The sequence below is a fragment of the Sphingomonas sp. 28-62-11 genome (genome assembly GCF_002278865.1).
Lineage (GTDB): Bacteria > Pseudomonadota > Alphaproteobacteria > Sphingomonadales > Sphingomonadaceae > Sphingomonas.
The window spans coordinates 11,912-27,044 of record NZ_NCGB01000019.1 but is presented as its reverse complement, the minus strand read 5'-3'; the positions used below and the strand labels follow the sequence as shown (position 1 = coordinate 27,044).

Genomic DNA, 15,133 nt, shown 5'->3' with positions numbered 1-15,133 from the left:
GCAAGGCGGGGATGGCAATAATGGGCGTTTTGGAAAAGGTCAGGACACGTCGAACACCGGCCCCGGTGGCGGATGTCGACTTGCCGCTCGATTCGATCATCATGGGGGATTGCATCGCCGCCATGCGGGCGCTCCCAGCCAAATCGATCGACATGATCTTCGCTGATCCGCCCTATAATTTGCAGCTCGGCGGCGATCTCAGCCGTCCCGATGGCAGCCATGTCGATGCCGTCACCGACGAATGGGACAAGTTCGACAGCCTGTCAGCTTACGAAAAATTCACCCGCGCCTGGCTCGCCGAGGCGCGGCGGATTTTGAAGGATAACGGCACGATCTGGGTGATCGGCAGCTATCACAACATCTTCAAGGTGGGCTCGGCGATCCAGGATCTGAACTTCTGGATTTTAAACGATATCATCTGGCGCAAATCGAACCCGATGCCCAATTTCAAGGGCACGCGTTTCACCAATGCGCATGAGACATTGATCTGGGCGTCGATGGGCGAAAAGGCGCGCTACACGTTCAACTATCGCAGCATGAAGACGCTGAATGACGAGCTGCAGATGCGCAGCGACTGGGAATTTCCGGTGTGCGGCGGGCAGGAGCGGCTGAAAAAGGGCGGCACCAAGGTGCACCCGACGCAAAAACCCGAAGCGCTGATTTATCGCATTTTGCTGGCCTGCACAAAGCCGGGGGACGTGGTGCTTGATCCGTTTTTCGGCACCGGCACGACGGGTGCGGTGGCCAAGCGGCTGGGACGGCGCTGGATCGGTATCGAGAAGGAATTGGGCTATTGCGACGCGGCGCTCGAACGGATCGCCGCCGCGCTGCCGCTCGATGAATCGGCGCTGGTGACGATGCAGTCGCCGCGAACCGCGCCCAAGGTCGCATTCGGGGTGCTGGTGGAGAACGGGTATCTGACGCCGGGCCGCGTGCTGAGCGATGCCAAGCGCCGCCACCGCGCGCTGGTCCGCGCCGATGGCAGCCTCGAAAGCGTGTGCGGCGCGGTCGGCTCGATCCACAAGCTTGGCGCGACGGTCCAGGGTGCACCGGCGTGCAATGGCTGGACCTTCTGGCATTACGACACGCCCGACGGCCTCGCGCCGATCGATGCGTTGCGCAAGACCTATCTGCTGGCGACCCAGCCGTAGCGACGATGCACCTTCGCCCGATCCAGTTCGTCGACAGTCCCGTCGGCCGTGATGGCGAAGTGGCGCGGCTGGCGGGCGGGATGCTGTGGTTCGCCGCGTACGAGGTGACCGAGGGCAAGCAGCGTCGCACGGTGACGATCGCCGATTTCGACCAGAAGCTGGCGCAGGACGAAACGGCAGTCGAAATCCACCGCGCTATCGTCAAACCCCGTCCGCCGCTGACCTTGGGCGATCGCGTGCTGCGGCTCGATCAGCCGCATGTTGCGGGCATTTTGAACGTCACGCCTGACAGTTTTTCGGATGGCGGCGCGCTGGAGGATGATCCCGTCGCCGCGGCGGACGCCGGTTTCGACATGGCCGCCAAAGGCGCGAGTCTGATCGACCTGGGCGGCGAATCAACGCGCCCCGGCGCGAAACCGGTGTGGGAAGGCGATGAGGTGAAGCGCGTGCTGCCCGTGGTCGAGCGGCTGGTGAAAAGCGGAACGATCGTCTCGGTCGATACGCGCAAGGCCGCGGTGATGGAGGCGGCGCTGGCGGCGGGCGCCCATATCATCAACGATGTGTCGGCGCTGCTCTGGGACGATCGCGCGCTGGAGGTGGTGGCGAAGGCCGATTGCCCGGTGATCCTGATGCACTCGCCGGAGCCCGCCAAAGGGCCGCACGGCGGCAGCGGCTATGGTGACGTGCTGATCGAGGTATACGACTGGCTCGAGGCGCGGATCGCGGCAGTCGTGGCGGCGGGCGTGGATCGTGCGCGGATCATCATCGATCCCGGCATTGGCTTCGGCAAGGGGCTGGCCGAGAATCTGGCGCTGCTCAACGGGCTGGCGATGTTTCATGGGCTGGGTTGCCCGATCATGCTCGGCGCGAGCCGCAAGCGGATGATAGGCGCTCTGTCAAACGAAGCGCCGGTGGGCGAGCGTCTCGGCGGTTCGCTCGCGCTGGCGCTGAAGGGCGCGGAGGCCGGGGTACAGTTGCTCCGCGTGCACGACGTCGCGGAAACCGTGCAGGCGTTGCGCGCATGGCGGGGGTGCAAGGATCAAGCGCTGGTGGGGCGCTAGACCTCACGCCGCCGCGTTGTCGATCCCCAACTCGCCCAGCTTTCGGTAGAGCGTCGAACGCCCGATCCCCAGCCGCCGGGCAACTTCGGTCATTCGGCCACGGTAATGGCCGATGGCAAGGCGGATGACATCGGCTTCGATCTCCTCCAGCGCACGCATATTGCCGTCCGGGCGGAACAACGTCACGCCGCCGCTGGCGGGTGTGGCAGAAGTGGTGCTTGCACCCGCCAGCCGCTTGGCGCCGAGCGCTGCGATTTGCGGGAAATCGGCGCGGGTCAGCGCGTTCGCCTCACACAGCACGGCGGCGCGGAACAGCGCGTTCTGGAGCTGGCGGACGTTACCCGGCCAATCGTAATTGACCAGAAGTTGCAGCGCATCATCAGTGATGCCGATCGGGCGCAGGCCTGGCTGTTCGGCGATCCGCGCGAGGAGGTGCCGGGCGAGTGCCGGAATATCACCGGTGCGTTCGCGCAAGGGGGGGATCGTCACCTGGACGACGTTGAGCCGGTAATACAGGTCTTCCCGGAAGCGCCCGGCTTCAACCTCATCGAGCAAGCGCTTGTTGGTGGCCGCGATCACGCGGACATCGACTTCGCGCGTGTGGCGCGCGCCGATCGGCTGGATTTCGCCCGATTGCAGCACGCGGAGCAGTTTCACCTGCGCTTCGAGCGGCATCTCACCAACTTCGTCGAGGAAGATCGTGCCGCCATCAGCTTCGCTGAACCGCCCCAGCTTGCGTTCGAACGCGCCAGTGAACGCGCCTTTCTCATGCCCGAACAGTTCGGATTCGACGAGGTTGGCGGGGATCGCGCCGCAATTGACGGTGATCATTGGTTTCTTGGCGCGTGGGGACGCAGCGTGAATGGCCTCTGCCACCACTTCCTTGCCGACGCCGCTTTCACCTTCGAGCAGCACGGCAACGCGGGCGCGGGCGGCCTTGGCGGCAATGGCGAGGGCGGCGCGGAACATCGGTTCGGAACCGACGATCTCATCAAAGGCTAGCAGCGCAGGGATTTTCTCGGTTAGCGGGCGAAGCTCACCCGCCGTGGTGCTGGCGACCGCAGCCTCGAGCGCGCACAGCAGGCGTTCGGGCGCGAGTGGCTTGACCAGGAAATCGGTGGCGCCAGCGCGCATCGCGCCCACGGCCTGTGCGACCGATCCGTTGGCCGTCAGCATCAGGATCGGGAGCGAGGGGCGGCGCAGCCGCAGCTCGGTAATCAGCGCGGTAGGGTCAGCCTCCGGCGCCCAATGATCGATGAGGATCGCATCGAGCTGCATCCCGTCTTGCGTACCAAGCGTCGCGATCGCCATTTCGCCATCACAGGCGAACACCGAACGCCACCCGCCCCGCGCGGCAAGCGCCGCGACCAGGCGGCGTTGCGCTGGCTCGTCATCGATCAACATCAGCAAGCGCTGGCCATTGCGCGTCATACAGCCGTCCCCATGCAACCCTGTTCCAGCCGGTAACCTTAACGACAGGGGGTAAAGGGGGGCTTAAAGGCGCCAACGGAGATTTGGCCCGTGCGTAAGGGTTGCAGGCGGGGCTTGAGGTGCTGACGCCGCACGGTTAAGGGCTATGGCCAACAGATACGCTTGTGGGGGGTAATCGCGAATGACCGGCAATGGCGACATCAAGGCGCACGAACAAACCTACGGCAAAGTCATGGGCGTGATGAAATGGGGCGCGGTGGCGTCCTTTGCGATCGCCGCATTCGTCGTCTGGCTGATCGCGGGCTGACCCGGCGGTGAAGATCGCCCTGTTGAAGGAGCAGGCCACCGGTGAAAACCGCGTGGCCGGAACGCACGAAACCGTCAAGAAATTCATCGCATTAGGTGCAACCGTGTCGGTTGAGGCCGGCGCGGGTGCTGGTGCTGCCATTGCCGATGCGCAGTTTGCCGATGCAGGCGCTACCTTGGGCGACCGGGCTGCCACACTGGCGGGCGCGCACATCGTGCTGGGTGTGCAGGGCCCCGATCCGGCGAGCCTTGCCGGCGCCGCGCCGGGTGCATGGATCGTCGCGAGCCTCAATCCCTTTGGCGAGCGGGCACGCGTCGATGCTTATGCCGCAGGCGGATTCGAGGCGCTGGCGATGGAATTCATGCCGCGAATCACCCGCGCCCAATCGATGGATATCCTGTCGTCACAGTCGAATCTGGCCGGGTATAAGGCCGTGCTTGACGGTGCTGCGGAATATGGTCGCGCTTTTCCGATGATGATGACCGCGGCCGGTACGGTTTCGGCGGCGCGCGTTTTCGTGATGGGCGTCGGCGTTGCAGGCTTGCAAGCGATCGCGACGGCGCGCCGTCTGGGCGCGCAGGTTTCCGCCACCGATGTGCGCAGCGCGACGAAGGAGCAGATCCAGTCGCTGGGTGCCAAGCCGATCTTCGTTGAGAACGTCAAGGGCATCGAGGGTGAAGGCGCAGGCGGTTACGCTGGCGAGATGAGCCCCGAATATCAGGCGGCGCAGGCTGAGCTGGTGTCGAGCCATATCGCCAAGCAGGATATCGTGATCACCACAGCGCTGATCCCCGGGCGGCCAGCGCCGCGCCTGATCAGCGATGCACAGATCGCGACGATGCGGCCGGGCAGCGTGATCGTCGATCTCGCGGTTGAGGCGGGCGGCAATGTCGAAGGTGCGGTTGCCGGCGATGTAGTTACCGTTCATGGCGTGAAGATCGTCGGTCATCGCAATGTGGCTGGTCGCCTTGCGGCAGATGCCTCTGCCCTGTTTGCGCGCAACCTGTTCAACTTCCTGAGCGCCTTTTGGGACAAGGAAGCGGGCAAGCCCGTGCTCGACGAAGAAATCGGCGACGCAATCCGGCTGACCAAGGACGGTGCTGTCGTCAATCCACGGCTGCTGGGCTGATCAAGGGGATTATCATGGATTTTGTTTCTACCCTGTCGATCTTCGTGATGGCCTGTTTCGTGGGCTATTATGTCGTCTGGTCGGTCACGCCTGCGCTGCATACGCCGCTGATGGCGGTGACGAACGCGATCTCGTCGGTGATCATCGTCGGTGCGCTGGTCGCGAGCGCGGCGGAAGGATCAGCAGTGTCTAAATATCTCGGGCTGCTGGCGGTGGTGCTGGCCAGCGTCAACATCTTTGGCGGCTTTGCCGTCACCGCCCGGATGCTCGCCATGTACAAGAAAAAAGATCGGCCAGCGGCCAAGCATTGATGCGACCGCCCCGGCCAAGGCTGGGGTATCGCGCAACGAATGTGCTTTGTCGAACGGGGTAAGCCAGCACATGCTGGGAAGAGCTTTGGGGGTTAGTTGAACGATGGAACACGCAGCGCCGGTTAATCCCTGGGTATCCCTGGCCTATCTGGTCGCCGGGGTGTGTTTCATCCTCGCATTGCGCGGGCTGTCATCGCCGGCCAGCAGCCGTGAGGGCAACCGCTATGGCATGATCGGTATGGCAATCGCGGTCGGGACAACGCTTGCGGTCCATTCGGTTGCCAGCATCGGCGAAATTCTGATTGCGATCGGTATCGGCGCAGTGATCGGCGTGGTCACCGCGCGGCGAATCGCGATGACGGATATGCCGCAGCTCGTCGCCGCTTTTCACTCGCTGGTCGGCATGGCCGCAGTATTGGTGGGCGTGGCTGCGTTCCTTAACCCATTGGCGTTCGATATCATGGATGCCGATGGGATGATCCTGGTGCCGAGCCGGATCGAAATGGGGCTTGGCGTCGCGATTGGTGCCATCACCTTTTCGGGCTCTGTGATCGCGTTTCTGAAATTGAACGGCAATATGGGCGGTAAGCCGATTATGCTGCCGGGCCGCCATGTGATCAATCTCGGCGTTCTCGCGGGAATTCTCGGCCTGATCGCTTATTTCACGACCGATCAGAGCCCGTGGATCTTCTGGACGATCACCGCGCTCGCCTTCGTGATCGGCTTCCTGTTGATCATCCCGATCGGCGGGGCGGACATGCCGGTCGTCGTCTCGATGCTCAACAGCTATTCGGGCTGGGCGGCGGCGGCGATGGGGTTCACGCTGCATAACACCGCGATGATCATCACCGGCGCGCTGGTCGGCTCGTCGGGCGCGATCCTGAGCTACATCATGTGCAAGGCGATGAATCGCAGCTTCATCAGCGTGATCGCCGGCGGCTTTGGCGGCGATAGCGGTGGTGCGGGCGACGGTGCGGCGAAGGAGCAGCGCCCCTGGAAGCGCGGCAGTGCCGAAGACGCAGCCTTCCTGATGGGCCAAGCCGAACAGGTCATCATCGTTCCCGGTTACGGCATGGCGGTGGCGCAGGCCCAGCATGTGCTGCGCGAAATGACCGACAAGCTGAAAGAACACGGCGTCAAGGTGAAGTTCGCGATCCACCCGGTCGCAGGCCGTATGCCCGGGCACATGAACGTGCTGCTCGCCGAAGCGAGCGTGCCTTATGACGATGTGTTTGAGCTGGAAGACATCAACAGCGAATTCGCACAGACCGACGTCGCCTTCATCATCGGTGCGAACGACGTGGTAAATCCGGCCGCCAAGACCGACAAGGGATCGCCCATCTATGGTATGCCCGTGTTCGATGTCGAAAAGGCCAAGACCGTGTTGTTCATCAAGCGCTCCATGGGCGGGGTCGGCTATGCCGGCGTCGACAATGATGTGTTTTACATGGATAACACCATGATGCTGCTCGCCGACGCCAAGAAGATGGTCGAGGATATCGTCAAGGCGCTCGATTAATCGCTTGTCCGGCGTCGGAATGCATCCGTTTCGGTGCGTTTAATACGCAAGATCATGTGTTTGGCTCCATTTAGGAGCGATCGTTACGTATCCCCATGCGTGAATTGCGTATGATGGTCTCCATGAACAATGGAGCAAGGGCATGAACGACGCGTTGAACCAACCGGACTATCGGCCGCAACCAGCGGTGCTGCTGATCGGGGAGGCTGCCGGGCATATCCGGGAAGGGCAGGAAGCGCTGGTGCTGGCAGGTGCCCGGATGATTGGCCCAGTATCGTTGAGCGAAGCGACGGCCGTGCTTACGCAAGGCCCAGTGATTGACGGCGTGCTGATCGAGGCGGGCAGCGCTGGCGATACTTTGGGCGGCGCACTGGATGCGGTTGTGGCATGGCGTTCGGTCAACGGCGCGTCGGTCGTCATCGCGCTTGATGATAGCCAGATTGATGAAGTGACCGCATGCCTTTTTGACGGCAATGTGCAACTGCTGTGTGCCCCGTCAATCGCTGAACGCGTGGCGGCCCTGGTGATTGCGTTCGCCCATGTCGGCGGCGGCAGGGTGCGACAGGGTAATGATGATCGCTACCGTGATTCGGAACGACTCAGCAAGCTGAACGCCGAAGTCGCGCGCATTGCGGAGACGCTTTCGCGATTGACCAGGGCTGATCAAGGTGGGCTGCGACCGTCGATGCTGGGCGATCGGGCAGTGGCCTATCGTGGTCCCGACGACGGCGACGATGTTCCCGTGACGGCCGCGCAAATCCGCCAGGTGATCCGGGGACGCCGACTGCGGGATCAGTTTTTCGGTGAGGGCCTTTTTGAGGATCCCGCCTGGGATATGCTGCTCGATCTGTGTGCTGCCGATCTTGAACAGGCGCGGGTTTCGGTGTCGAGCCTATGCATCGCCGCGGCGGTTGCACCCACCACGGCGCTGCGATGGATCAGCCGCATGACCGAGGCGGGACTGTTTGAGCGCGAGGCTGATCCTTTCGATCGTCGCCGTGCCTATATGCAGCTATCCGCCAAGGCGCGCGATGGAATGCATCAATATTGGCGAGCGGCCAAACGGATCGGGGCAATCATCGCTTAGGGTGGTTCGCCGCTAAACTAGCTCCAGCCACTGATGCATGTGCACAGTCGATCATCCGCTCGCTGATCATCTTGCATGCTCGGCGCGGGGACGGGGCTTGCGGAAACCGCTGCGGTTTGGCACGGGAAGGTCTGCCCGTCATGGGGCGGGCGATTAGCTCAGTTGGTAGAGCGTCTCGTTTACACCGAGAATGTCGGCGGTTCGAGCCCGTCATCGCCCACCATTTCATTGCGATCCTGGCGCTATAGTGCGCGTACCAGTCGGATAGCCTGGGCGATCCAGGCTGGGTCTGCTACCACCTGCTGGCGATTGCCAGCGCCGAGTGGGAGCAGTTGCAGCTTGCCGGACGTGCCTGCCCCAGCTGGGGCCTCCCGACCGATCAGCCGCCCGAACAGGAATCGGCCTGCCGCGCGGGGAACGAGCACGTCGCGGTTGAGCGCGCGGACAAAATGCGCGGGATCAAGCGGCTCGCACCAGATTTCGTCGCCGGCGCGGTAGTCACCCAGGCTGGTGGAGACGGTAATACCGATCGTACCGGGTGCCGCGGCCAGCGGAGCAAGCACGGCGGGGTGGCGGGGGGCATGCGCACCCGATGCATCAAGGATTGCCGCGACCGCGATCTCGGGTCGATCGGGCAACGCAACCAGATCGGCTGCGGTAACACCCAGCGCATCGGCGATCCGGTTCAGCCAGCCGACCGACACCGTTCGCGTCCCGGTTTCGAGCCGACCGATGGTCTGCGCGGTGGTGGGTGGAACACAGGCGCGGGCAACATCCTCGAGAGTCATGTGCTTGGCGCGGCGGACTTCACGGATAGCGGTGATCATCTTGCACCCCAAAAATAACCAAATCGGTAAAACAACTTTCCTACAAACCATCCTTTATGGCAAGCGTGGAAATGTGAAGGGTGACTCGGCGACTGCAGGAGGTGGCGATGCGGGAATTGGTGGAACGCGAAATTGATCTTCTCGGCCCGGTGAACGCAAATCCGCCCAACGGTACGCAAGCTGGGGGCAAGACGTTGCCGCGCCGCCGCAGCGTAACGGTGAATCTTGCGGAATCGCCGCTCGCATGGTTGGCGGCGCGGGGGCTGGTTGATCCGCGACAACTCGAAGCTGGCGAGCGGCTCCGCGCCGATTACGAAACGGCATCGCTCGGTCCCAGTGTCACGATGCGGTGGGAAGCGGCGCCCATCGCCCGCGGCTGGCGGGGTGCGCCAAGCGTCGATGATCCGACGCTGGCGCAAATCGCGGCCAAGCGCCGCTTCGATGCTGCCATCGATGCCGCAGGGCCGGGCTTGAGTGACGTGTTGTGGCGCGTGGTGTGTGCTGGTGAAGGCTTGCCGATGGCCGAAAAGGCGCTTGGATGGCCAGCGCGGGCGGGCAAGCTGGTGCTATGCCTCGCGCTTGATCGGGTCGCGGCGCATTATCAGCTGCGTTGAACGAGGCCGCGCCCTTAATGATTTTGGGGCTCGGCAAGTCCGCAAAAACGGTGGCGATCTGCAACCTAATCGGCTAGCACAGACGACAACAATGATAGCCATCAAGGGAGAGCTTCCATGATCGTTTACGGGTCAACCATTTCGCCCTTCGTTCGCAAAGTGATGGCGTTTGCCGCCGAAAAGGGCCTCACGCTGACGCTCGAGCCCGCTGGCCTTGGTCGTGGTGGCCCGGCGTTTTCGGAAGCAAGCCCGTTCGGGAAGATCCCCGGCTTTCGTGATCCCGGTGCCGATCATGGCGCGGACTTTTGTATTTCGGATTCGACAGCGATTTGCGCTTATCTCGAGGCCAAATTCCCCGAGGCTAATCTGATCCCTAAGGCGCCGATCGCGCATGCCCGCACGATCTGGTTCGAGGAATTTGCCGATTCGATTTTCTTTGCGGTCGCCGCCAAGATTTTTTCGAACCGGTTCCTGCTGCCCAAGATGCTCAAGCGACCCTTTGACGAGGCGATTGCCGCCAATGCTGCAGATGTCGAACTGCCGCCATTGCTCGATTATCTCGAGGGCGTGATCCCCGCGAGCGGATTTCTGGTCGAGGACCGGATCACGCTGGCGGATATTTCGGTGTGCAGCCCGTTCGTGAACCTCGATCACGCCAATCTGGTGATCGACCCGGCACGCTGGCCGAAGACGGCAGCTTATGTCGACGCGATCCTCGCGCGGCCGAGCTTCACGCCGATCGTAACCGCCGAAAAGGCGCTCGTCGCCACTTTCGCCTGATCCTTATTTCTACCGAACCTGGGATATCGCCATGCTCAATTATGCCACCGTCGGATCGAACGACCTCGACGCCGCCAAAGCCTTTTATGATCCGCTTCTCGAAACGATCGGGATGAAGACGTTCTTCAATCACCCGAGCGGCGGGCGGCTATACGGGCGGCCGGGCAAGAGCCTTTTCGGGGTGCTCGGGCCGTATGACGGCAATGAAGCGACGATCGGCAACGGCACGCTGGCCGGATTCGGGCTGGAAAGCCGTGAGGCGGTGGCGGCGTTCCACGCCAAGGCACTTGAGCTGGGGGCCACCAACGAAGGTGATCCCGGCCCGCGCGGGGGTGACAATTCGCCCGCCTATTTCGCCTATTTCCGCGATCTTGATGGCAACAAGCTCTGCGCCTATCACTTCCTGCCGCCACCGCCCAAGTGAGGGTTGGGGACTTTTTCCGGTCCCCATCCTATATACCCGCATATGCAGATCGATTTCATCAACTGCCACGGATCGGGCAATGATTTTCCGCTGATCGACGCGCGGGGCATGCCGCTCAGCGATGCCGAATGGGCGGGCATCGCGCGGGCATTGGCGGATCGCACTGGGCCGGTGGGCGGTGACGGAATCTTGCTGCTTAGTCATGGTAGTACGAACGCCCCGTTTTCGATGCGGATGTTTAATTCGGATGGTTCGGAGGCGGAGACGTGTTTGAACGGGTTGCGGTGCGTGGCGCGGGCGGGGTTTGAGGCGTTGGGGGTGACCCAGGCGACGGTGCAGCTGAAGACAAGCACGGCTGAGGTTGCCCGCGATGCTGATCTGGCGCCGGGAGTATTCACCGTAAGGGAGACGGCCGGGCCGGCCGATCTGGATTTGACGCGCTGGCCGCTGGTGGGGCCAACCCACGTGGTCGATGCCCTCCTGCCGGGCTTGCCGAGCGACCGATTGTTCACCGCAGTGGCGATCCCGAACCCGCACCTGATCAGCTTTGTGGATACGATCGACGATGCCGAACTGAGCGCGATCGGCGCGGTATGCGAAGCCGCGCCCGATTGGCTGCCCAACCGCGCCAATGTTTCCTTCGTCGAGCAGCGCGGGGCCGATCTGTTCGTCCGTACCTTTGAACGCGGGGTGGGGCTCACCAACAGTTGCGGCAGCGCGATGGCCGCATCGACCTTCGCGGCCTGCCTGACCGGGCGGATCGCCTACGACAACCCGCTCACCGTCTTCAACCGTGGCGGCATGGTCCGCGCATCCGCCACGCGTGACGGCATGGTGACGCTTTCGGGCAATGCGACGGTCGAATGGCGCGGATCGGTGACGGTCGACCCCGCTACCGGCACCGCCAGCGACCTGCGGGTGATCGAACGTTACGACGATGAGATCGCGGCATGGAACGCGGTGCTGGCGGGGATTGCGGTCGCCTAGCCTCCCCCCTCCACCCAATCTCCACACTTGCCCCATGCAATCGCAAAGCCGGGGCTGGAGATTATGGCACTGATGCGCATGATACGCGTACCGCCAGAGGATGAGCGATGACTGACGCCAGCCAGAACCGACCGACCGATAACGCGCTGATCCTGATTGCCGAGGATGATGCCGATATTGCGCAGATCCTGACAGCCTATCTCGACCGGGAGGGGTTTCGCACCGTCACGGCGGGCGATGGTGAGGTCGCGTTGATGCATCACCAGACGCTGCGGCCCGATCTGGTGCTGCTCGATGTGCAGATGCCCAAGCTGGATGGGGTGGCCGTGCTGGGTGAAATTCGCCGACGCGGTGGTACCCCGGTCATCATGGCGACAGCGCGCGCGGAAGATCTCGACAAGCTGCTCGCGCTTAGTCTCGGTGCCGATGATTATGTCATCAAGCCGTTCAACCCGCTTGAAGTGGTTGCGCGCGTCAAGGCCGTGCTGCGGCGGGTCCGCGGTGAAAACGCGGGGGATCGCACGATCCGCTGGGGGCCGATTGAGATTGACCCCGAAGCCTATATCGCTCGCGTGACGGGTGGCGACGCGCCGGCGACGCTCGATCTGACGCTGACCGAATATCGCTTGCTCGCGCACCTCGCGCGCAGCCCGTCGCGCGTGTTCACCCGCGCGGCATTGCTCGATGCGTGCCTGCCCGAGGGGGATGCGCTCGAACGCACGGTTGATAGCCATATGAGCAAGCTCCGCCGCAAGCTGGAGGCCGCTGGCGCTGTCGGGCTGTGTGCGGGGGTGCGCGGTATCGGATATAGGTTGGAAGCGGCGTGAGCTGGCGCGCGCGGTTGAGCAAGCGATGGTTGCTCTCAACTCAGCTTGCCACGGTGCTGGCGGTATCGGTGCTCATTTGCGCGGCGATCGTCATCACCGAATCCCAGATTTACGACATTTTTGAGCAAACGCGCATCCTGGATTCGTTGTCGCCCGAAGCGCGCAAGGCCGGCGTCGCATTCGAGGCGGGGCGGGTACCAGAGCCCGATCAGATCCGAGCGCTGTTGAGGGATCATAAGGTGATCCAGCAAGATATTATAAACAGATCGTTCATTGCGTTGTTCATCTTCACCGTAACGGCGGCGCTGGGTGCATTCGGCGTCGGTGCGATTCTGTTGCGGCGGGTGGGGGGCGGGCTGAACGACGTAGCCGCTGCGGCACGCGCGGTGGCCGAGGGGCGGCTCGATGCGCGGGCCACGTCGGTACGCTTCGCCTCGATCGAGGAAGACCAGCTGACCCAGGATTTCAACGCGACGGCCGAGTCGCTGGAGCATGCCGAGCGTGAGTTGAAGGAAAGCACTGCCGCCATCGCGCACGAACTGCGCACGCCGCTGACCGTGTTAAGCGGGCGGCTGCACGGCATTCAGGACGGCGTCTTCGCGCCCGACGCCCGGCAGATCGACAGCTTGATTCACCAGGTCGATGCGCTGACCGGGCTGGTCGATGATTTGCGGACGATCAGCCTTGTTAATTCAAACCAGCTGGTGCTTGAAGTGGCGACGATTGACCTGGCCGATGAGGTGCGACCGACGATCGAGGCCATGCGACCCGATCTCGAAGCCGCCGGGCTCACCGTGATCTGCAATCTGGCGCACGCGCCGATGCTCGGCGATGCTGCCCGGCTGCGTCAGGCGCTGGTAGCGGTGCTGAGCAATGCGATTCGATATGCCCCCGACAGCGGGCCACTGGAGGTCGAGACGAGTTTTCACGACGGATCGGTGGTGTTGCGCGTGCTCGATCGCGGGCCGGGGTTGAGTGAGGCGGCGGCGGCACGCGCGTTCGAGCGCTTCTGGCGCGCCGAGATGTCACGTGCGCGGGTTAGCGGCGGATCGGGGCTTGGCCTGTCGGTGGTGCGCGCGATTGCCGTTGCGCATCACGGCCAGGCGACCTTGCGCCCGCGTGCCGGGGGCGGCGCCGTGTTCGAGATGGTTTTGCCGCCGGTGCAACCGTTGCGGGACGTTGCGTAAGGGGTGGTGACGCGGATGCGATCAGAAGCGATCGCCCCGCACCACCTCGACGTCGGCTAGATCCAGTACCATGCGATAGTCGGATAGCAACGGCCCAATTCGGTCAATCAGCGCACTTGCCCGAATGCCGCTCGTCACGGTGATGAACAGGCATTTTCCCTGACCACCCACGCCATCGTTGCGCCAGCGCCCATGGGCACCTTTCCCACCGAGCGTCGGCACGATCGTGAAATGCGTGATGCCGACGGCGTCGGCTTCGTCCGCCAACCAGTCAGCGAACTCAAGATCGGCGATGATTTCCAGCCGTTTGCGCTGCACGAGTTCAGTCATGGTTACCTCGCCAGCGCCGTCGACAGCGCGATGAACAGGGGAATGCCGAAAACGATATTGAACGGGAAGGTAATGGCAAGGCTCATCGACAGGTAAATGCCGGCGTCGGCCTTGGGCAGGGCGAGCCGCATTGCCGCTGGAACCGCAATATAGGAGGCACTTGCCGCGAGGATCGACAGCGCCGCCGCGCTTCCAACGTCAAGGCCGACAAGCCGTGCAACGATCGCGCCGATCAAGCCGTTGATAATGGGCAATGCAACCCCAAGGATCGCGAGGCGGAGCGTTATTGCTTGGCTGTCGCGCAGCCGCCGAACCGCGATCAGCCCCATGTCCAGCAGGAACAGGCACAGGATGCCCGACCAGAGCCCGGTGAACATCGGGGCGATCGGTTCATATTTCGCCTTGCCTACGATCGCTCCAATGGCGAATGCGCCAAGCAAGAGCACCACCGAGCCGTTGAAGAAAACCTCGCGCCACAAATGCCCGCCGGTGCGCGGCTGCCCCTGGTTACCACGCTTCGCAAGTAGCATTCCCGATACAATGGCAGGGGTTTCCATCACCGCCAGCACCGCCACCATGTAGCCGGCTGGCGCGATGCCGCCCCGCGTCAACGCCTCGCTCGCAGTTGCAAAGGTCACCACGCTGACCGAGCCATAATGGGCGGCGACTGCTCCCGCGTTGAGGGTGTCAAGCCGTCCGAAGCTGCGCAAGGCGGCAAAGGCGAGGAAGGGCAGAACGAAACTGAGAACCAATCCGGCCGCACTTGCCGCAATCATTCCCCCGCTGAAACCGGCTTCCGATACCTGCACACCCCCTTTCAGGCCGATCGCGGCCATCAGAAACAGCGACATGGCCTTTGCCATGGCTTCGGGGATTGCAAGATCGGAGCGAACGGCGGCGGCGAGCACGCCAAGTACGAAAAACAGGATGACAGGGGAAAGAAGTGTGTCGATGGGTCCCAAAATCTGCTCCTCAAGCCTGCACACACAAACATTCAGTCGACAAAAGCCTGTGCATGGCCCCGCCAACGCGGGAACATCCGTCAGGCGGGCTCCTGTTGCAAAGGTGGCGCTGATTGTCCATCGACGCGAACTACTGCATCGAGATCGTACCGGTGCATGCGTCCGCTATTGCGGCTGATCCGGGCAAATCTTCTCCCCT

General features: G+C 63.0%; 17 protein-coding genes and 1 tRNA gene. 14 read left to right on the top strand and 4 right to left on the bottom strand.

Annotated elements, in window-relative coordinates; translation table 11 throughout:
- The first annotated feature begins 20 nt into the window (after positions 1–20).
- Both B7Y49_RS07920 and folP read left to right on the top strand, forming a co-directional pair.
- On the top strand, positions 21–1,151 hold the full coding sequence (locus B7Y49_RS07920) for a site-specific DNA-methyltransferase (protein ID WP_374127044.1): 1,131 nt from the start codon (positions 21–23) through the stop codon (positions 1,149–1,151).
- A 5-nt stretch (positions 1,152–1,156) separates the two neighbouring features.
- A complete protein-coding gene (folP, locus tag B7Y49_RS07915) occupies positions 1,157–2,212 on the top strand; it encodes a dihydropteroate synthase (RefSeq protein ID WP_374127043.1) in 1,056 nt (351 codons plus the stop codon).
- A 3-nt stretch (positions 2,213–2,215) separates the two neighbouring features.
- Here the strand turns inward: folP and B7Y49_RS07910 are convergent, their stop codons facing one another.
- Positions 2,216–3,643 carry a sigma-54 dependent transcriptional regulator gene (locus B7Y49_RS07910; protein ID WP_374127042.1) on the bottom strand — a complete coding sequence of 476 codons (1,428 nt, stop codon included), beginning with the start codon at positions 3,641–3,643 and terminating at the stop codon, positions 2,216–2,218.
- A gap of 181 nt (positions 3,644–3,824) precedes the next feature.
- Between B7Y49_RS07910 and B7Y49_RS07905 the strand changes: the two genes are divergently transcribed.
- From B7Y49_RS07905 to B7Y49_RS07880, 6 genes are all read left to right on the top strand, one after another.
- Positions 3,825–3,950 (top strand): aa3-type cytochrome c oxidase subunit IV, encoded by a 126-nt coding sequence (locus tag B7Y49_RS07905; protein ID WP_374127041.1) that lies wholly within the window; start codon positions 3,825–3,827, stop codon positions 3,948–3,950.
- A gap of 7 nt (positions 3,951–3,957) precedes the next feature.
- Entirely contained in the window at positions 3,958–5,079 is a 1,122-nt protein-coding gene (locus tag B7Y49_RS07900) for an NAD(P) transhydrogenase subunit alpha (protein WP_374127040.1), read from the top strand.
- A gap of 14 nt (positions 5,080–5,093) precedes the next feature.
- The gene (locus B7Y49_RS07895) at positions 5,094–5,390 is read left to right on the top strand and encodes an NAD(P) transhydrogenase subunit alpha (RefSeq protein ID WP_374127039.1); all 297 of its coding nucleotides are present in this window, start codon (positions 5,094–5,096) and stop codon (positions 5,388–5,390) included.
- Positions 5,391–5,493: 103 nt separating this feature from the next.
- On the top strand, positions 5,494–6,909 hold the full coding sequence (locus B7Y49_RS07890) for an NAD(P)(+) transhydrogenase (Re/Si-specific) subunit beta (protein WP_374127038.1): 1,416 nt from the start codon (positions 5,494–5,496) through the stop codon (positions 6,907–6,909).
- 142 nt (positions 6,910–7,051) lie between these two features.
- Positions 7,052–7,996: a hypothetical protein gene (locus B7Y49_RS07885; protein ID WP_374127037.1), complete on the top strand. Its 945-nt coding sequence runs from the start codon at positions 7,052–7,054 to the stop codon at positions 7,994–7,996.
- A 147-nt stretch (positions 7,997–8,143) separates the two neighbouring features.
- Positions 8,144–8,219 (top strand) — tRNA-Val (locus B7Y49_RS07880).
- Positions 8,220–8,238: 19 nt separating this feature from the next.
- Here B7Y49_RS07880 and B7Y49_RS07875 read toward each other — a convergent pair.
- On the bottom strand, positions 8,239–8,823 hold the full coding sequence (locus B7Y49_RS07875; RefSeq protein WP_374127036.1) for a helix-turn-helix domain-containing protein: 585 nt from the start codon (positions 8,821–8,823) through the stop codon (positions 8,239–8,241).
- Positions 8,824–8,930: 107 nt separating this feature from the next.
- Between B7Y49_RS07875 and B7Y49_RS07870 the strand changes: the two genes are divergently transcribed.
- The 6 genes from B7Y49_RS07870 to B7Y49_RS07845 all read left to right on the top strand — a co-directional run bounded on the left by B7Y49_RS07870 (position 8,931) and on the right by B7Y49_RS07845 (position 13,642).
- Positions 8,931–9,437 carry a DUF6456 domain-containing protein gene (locus tag B7Y49_RS07870; protein WP_374127035.1) on the top strand — a complete coding sequence of 169 codons (507 nt, stop codon included), beginning with the start codon at positions 8,931–8,933 and terminating at the stop codon, positions 9,435–9,437.
- A 117-nt stretch (positions 9,438–9,554) separates the two neighbouring features.
- The gene (locus tag B7Y49_RS07865; protein WP_374127034.1) at positions 9,555–10,217 is read left to right on the top strand and encodes a glutathione S-transferase family protein; all 663 of its coding nucleotides are present in this window, start codon (positions 9,555–9,557) and stop codon (positions 10,215–10,217) included.
- A 31-nt stretch (positions 10,218–10,248) separates the two neighbouring features.
- Positions 10,249–10,641, top strand: coding sequence for a VOC family protein (locus B7Y49_RS07860; RefSeq protein ID WP_374127033.1), 393 nt, complete (start codon positions 10,249–10,251; stop codon positions 10,639–10,641).
- A 42-nt stretch (positions 10,642–10,683) separates the two neighbouring features.
- Entirely contained in the window at positions 10,684–11,628 is a 945-nt protein-coding gene (gene dapF / locus B7Y49_RS07855) for a diaminopimelate epimerase (RefSeq protein ID WP_374127032.1), read from the top strand.
- Between the two features lie 107 nt (positions 11,629–11,735).
- On the top strand, positions 11,736–12,455 hold the full coding sequence (locus B7Y49_RS07850; RefSeq protein WP_374127031.1) for a response regulator: 720 nt from the start codon (positions 11,736–11,738) through the stop codon (positions 12,453–12,455).
- Entirely contained in the window at positions 12,452–13,642 is a 1,191-nt protein-coding gene (locus B7Y49_RS07845; RefSeq protein WP_374127030.1) for an ATP-binding protein, read from the top strand. Before B7Y49_RS07850 ends, B7Y49_RS07845 begins: the two co-directional genes overlap by 4 nt.
- Positions 13,643–13,663: 21 nt before the next feature.
- Here the strand turns inward: B7Y49_RS07845 and B7Y49_RS07840 are convergent, their stop codons facing one another.
- Both B7Y49_RS07840 and B7Y49_RS07835 read right to left on the bottom strand, forming a co-directional pair.
- Entirely contained in the window at positions 13,664–13,972 is a 309-nt protein-coding gene (locus tag B7Y49_RS07840) for a P-II family nitrogen regulator (RefSeq protein ID WP_374127029.1), read from the bottom strand.
- A 2-nt stretch (positions 13,973–13,974) separates the two neighbouring features.
- A complete protein-coding gene (locus B7Y49_RS07835) occupies positions 13,975–14,934 on the bottom strand; it encodes a sodium-dependent bicarbonate transport family permease (protein WP_374127028.1) in 960 nt (319 codons plus the stop codon).
- Positions 14,935–15,133: the final 199 nt, after the last annotated feature.

What these genes read in the sequence shown, in the direction of transcription:
- B7Y49_RS07920 (WP_374127044.1), top strand. Translation starts at nt 21, where the DNA reads ATGGGCGTTTTGGAAAAGGTCAGGACACGTCGAACACCGGCCCCGGTG.
- folP (WP_374127043.1), top strand. Translation starts at nt 1,157, where the DNA reads ATGCACCTTCGCCCGATCCAGTTCGTCGACAGTCCCGTCGGCCGTGAT.
- B7Y49_RS07910 (WP_374127042.1), bottom strand. Translation starts at nt 3,643, where the DNA reads ATGACGCGCAATGGCCAGCGCTTGCTGATGTTGATCGATGACGAGCCA.
- B7Y49_RS07905 (WP_374127041.1), top strand. Translation starts at nt 3,825, where the DNA reads ATGACCGGCAATGGCGACATCAAGGCGCACGAACAAACCTACGGCAAA.
- B7Y49_RS07895 (WP_374127039.1), top strand. Translation starts at nt 5,094, where the DNA reads ATGGATTTTGTTTCTACCCTGTCGATCTTCGTGATGGCCTGTTTCGTG.
- B7Y49_RS07890 (WP_374127038.1), top strand. Translation starts at nt 5,494, where the DNA reads ATGGAACACGCAGCGCCGGTTAATCCCTGGGTATCCCTGGCCTATCTG.
- B7Y49_RS07885 (WP_374127037.1), top strand. Translation starts at nt 7,052, where the DNA reads ATGAACGACGCGTTGAACCAACCGGACTATCGGCCGCAACCAGCGGTG.
- B7Y49_RS07875 (WP_374127036.1), bottom strand. Translation starts at nt 8,823, where the DNA reads ATGATCACCGCTATCCGTGAAGTCCGCCGCGCCAAGCACATGACTCTC.
- B7Y49_RS07870 (WP_374127035.1), top strand. Translation starts at nt 8,931, where the DNA reads ATGCGGGAATTGGTGGAACGCGAAATTGATCTTCTCGGCCCGGTGAAC.
- B7Y49_RS07865 (WP_374127034.1), top strand. Translation starts at nt 9,555, where the DNA reads ATGATCGTTTACGGGTCAACCATTTCGCCCTTCGTTCGCAAAGTGATG.
- B7Y49_RS07860 (WP_374127033.1), top strand. Translation starts at nt 10,249, where the DNA reads ATGCTCAATTATGCCACCGTCGGATCGAACGACCTCGACGCCGCCAAA.
- dapF (WP_374127032.1), top strand. Translation starts at nt 10,684, where the DNA reads ATGCAGATCGATTTCATCAACTGCCACGGATCGGGCAATGATTTTCCG.
- B7Y49_RS07850 (WP_374127031.1), top strand. Translation starts at nt 11,736, where the DNA reads ATGACTGACGCCAGCCAGAACCGACCGACCGATAACGCGCTGATCCTG.
- B7Y49_RS07840 (WP_374127029.1), bottom strand. Translation starts at nt 13,972, where the DNA reads ATGACTGAACTCGTGCAGCGCAAACGGCTGGAAATCATCGCCGATCTT.